2 protein-coding genes are annotated in these 2569 nt (G+C 72.2%); both read left to right on the top strand.

Annotated features, from left to right (window positions below; all coding sequences use genetic code 11):
- Positions 1–1585: alpha/beta hydrolase (locus AB0O00_RS35340; RefSeq protein WP_363658802.1), on the top strand; the 1585-nt coding region annotated here is incomplete at its 5' end.
- Positions 1586–1783: 198 nt separating this feature from the next.
- On the top strand, positions 1784–2569 hold a 786-nt coding region (locus AB0O00_RS35335), incomplete at its 3' end, for an AraC family transcriptional regulator (RefSeq protein WP_363658801.1).

The raw sequence follows: 2569 nt of genomic DNA, 5'->3' as shown, positions 1-2569 counted from the left end.
GAACTCCTCGACCACGTCGACCACTTCGACGAAGTCGTCGGCGACGTCGACCTCCGCGACCAAGGCCACCACCGCCTCGGCGACCCCGAGCGCCACGCCGAGCGCGACCCCGACCGCCACGCCGGCCCCGACGCCCAAACCCACCGGTGCCAACGACCCGGCGCTCAAGGCGTTCTACGGCCAGCAGCTCGCCTGGGCCACCTGCCCGCCCGACCCGAAGACCCGCACGGCGGACGACACCACCCTCCAGTGCGCCACCCTCAAGGTGCCGCTCGACTACGCCAACCCGGCCACCGGCACGCTCGACGTCGCCGTCGTCCGCGACCCCGCCGCCAAGCCCGACCAGCGCGTCGGCTCGCTGCTCCTCAACCCCGGCGGCCCGGGCGGCTCCGGGGTGAACATGGTCAAGGCCGGCGCCGGGCAGGCCAAGGGCACCACCCTGCACGACCGCTTCGACATGGTCGGCTTCGACCCGCGCGGCGCCGGCGCCACCAGCCCGCTCAACTGCCTGAACGACACGGCCCGCGACGACTGGCTCACCACCGACCAGCCGGGCGACGGCCACGGCAAGACGCTCGCCGACGCGTGCCAGGCCAAGTACGCGAGCGTCCTGCCGTACGTCGGCACCCGCAACACCGCCCGCGACATGGACGTGCTGCGCGCGGTCCTCGGCGACCAGAAGCTCAACTACCTCGGCATGTCCTACGGCACCTACCTCGGCTCGCTCTACGCCGAGGAGTTCCCTGACCGCGTCGGCCACCTGGTGCTCGACGGCGCCACCTCGCCCTCCACCTCGCTCATACAGCACAACGTCGAGCAACAGGCCGGCTTCGAGCGCGCCCTCAAGGCCTTCGCCGCCGACTGCGCCGGCAAGGACGGCTGCCCGCTCGGCCAGGACCCCGACCGGGCCCCGCAGAAGCTCGCCGACTTCCTCGACGGCCTCAAGGACAAGCCGCTCACCACCTCCGACGGCCGCACCCTCACCGCGACGGCCGCCTGGAACGGCGTGCTCGACAACCTGTACGGCGGCGAGAGCGACTGGAAGCCGCTGCGCGACATCCTCAAGGCCGCCATGCGTGGCAAGGGCGACTACCTCTACCAGCTCGCCGACGGCGCCTCCGGCCGCGACAAGGACGGGCACTACAAGGCCTCGGCGGACGCCTACACCGCGATCCACTGCGCCGACGGCGCGACCAACGGCCCGACCCCCGAGCAGCTCCAGGCCGCACTCGCCGACCTCGCCGCCAAGGCCCCGCTGGTCAGCAAGCACAACCCGACGGCCGCGCTCTTCGACCCGGACTGCCGCAGCTGGCCGGCGCCCTCCGCCGAGAAGCCACACGCGATCAAGTCGGCCGCCACGAACCCGATCGTCGTCGTCGGTTCCACCGGCGACCCCGCCACGCCGTACGCGTGGGCGGAGAAGCTCACCGCCGAGCTGGGCAACGCCGTGCTGCTGACCCGCGAGGGCGAGGGGCACACCGCGTACGGCAAGAGCAGTTGTATCCGGACCGCCGTCGACGCCTTCCTCGTGGACGGCACCGTCCCGGCCGCCGGGACGCGCTGCCCGACGGACAAGAAGGACTGACGGGCCGACAGACCGGCCGACGGGCCCGGGCTGACACCGCATCGCCTGGGAGGTGCCGCGCTCGGCGGCATCTCGCAGGCTTTTCTCATCTCCGGCCCCGGGAACGATCTGTCATGTCCACGTTATCGTAGGGCGATCCGACAACTTTCAACGACTCCCATGACACCTGTTGTTCCGTCAGAGAAAGGCCGGGGGGCCATGCCAGCCGATTTCGATCCCGGCCCGCACGCCGACGACGCACGTGCGGGCCTGCTCTACCAGGGCGGCGACGTCAAGGAATTGCACGCTCTGGTCAGCGCCCACTTCTCACCCCACCGCCTGCGCGTCCTGGGCCGCGACCGGCGCGCCGACGGCCAGTTCCGCCGGATCTGGGCCGGGCCCGTCTCCGTCTACGAGCTCGGGTACGGCACCGCCGTGGAGATCGACCCGGGCGAGCTGGCCAAGTTCTACAACGTCCACATCCCGCTCGCCGGCCACGGCACGGTCACCGTCGACGGCACCGAGCTCCCGACGACCCTCAGCATCGCCGGACCGGGCCAGCGGCTCGCCATGGCCTGGAACGCCGACAGCCTCAACCGCGTGATCCTGATCACCCGTCAGGCCCTCGACGACGCCCTGGCACTCCGGCTCGGCGACACGCCCTCGGGGATCACCCGCTTCGACCCGGTCCTCGACCTCGACTCGGCCGCCGTCGCGGCATGGCTCAGCACCGCCCAGAGCTTCGCGAGCTCCGCGCAGTCCGGACTGCTCGACCGGTCCCCGCTGGCCCTCGGTCACTTCGAACAACTGCTGGTGCACGGGCTCCTGGACGCGCAGCCGAACCGGATCAGCCCCTGGGAGGCCCCCGACCGCGCGGCACCCGCCGGCGCCGTCGGACGCGCCCTCGCGTACTGCAGCGACCACGCGCACGAGCCGATCTCCGTCGCCGACATGGCCGTCGCGGCCAGGGTCAGCGTGCGCAGCCTGCGGGCCGGCTTCCGCAGC

This window comes from Kitasatospora sp. NPDC093558 (assembly GCF_040683475.1).
Taxonomy (GTDB): Bacteria; Actinomycetota; Actinomycetes; order Streptomycetales; family Streptomycetaceae; genus Kitasatospora.
The sequence above is the reverse complement of the archived record's forward strand: the minus strand, read 5'-3'. Positions and strand labels throughout refer to the sequence as shown.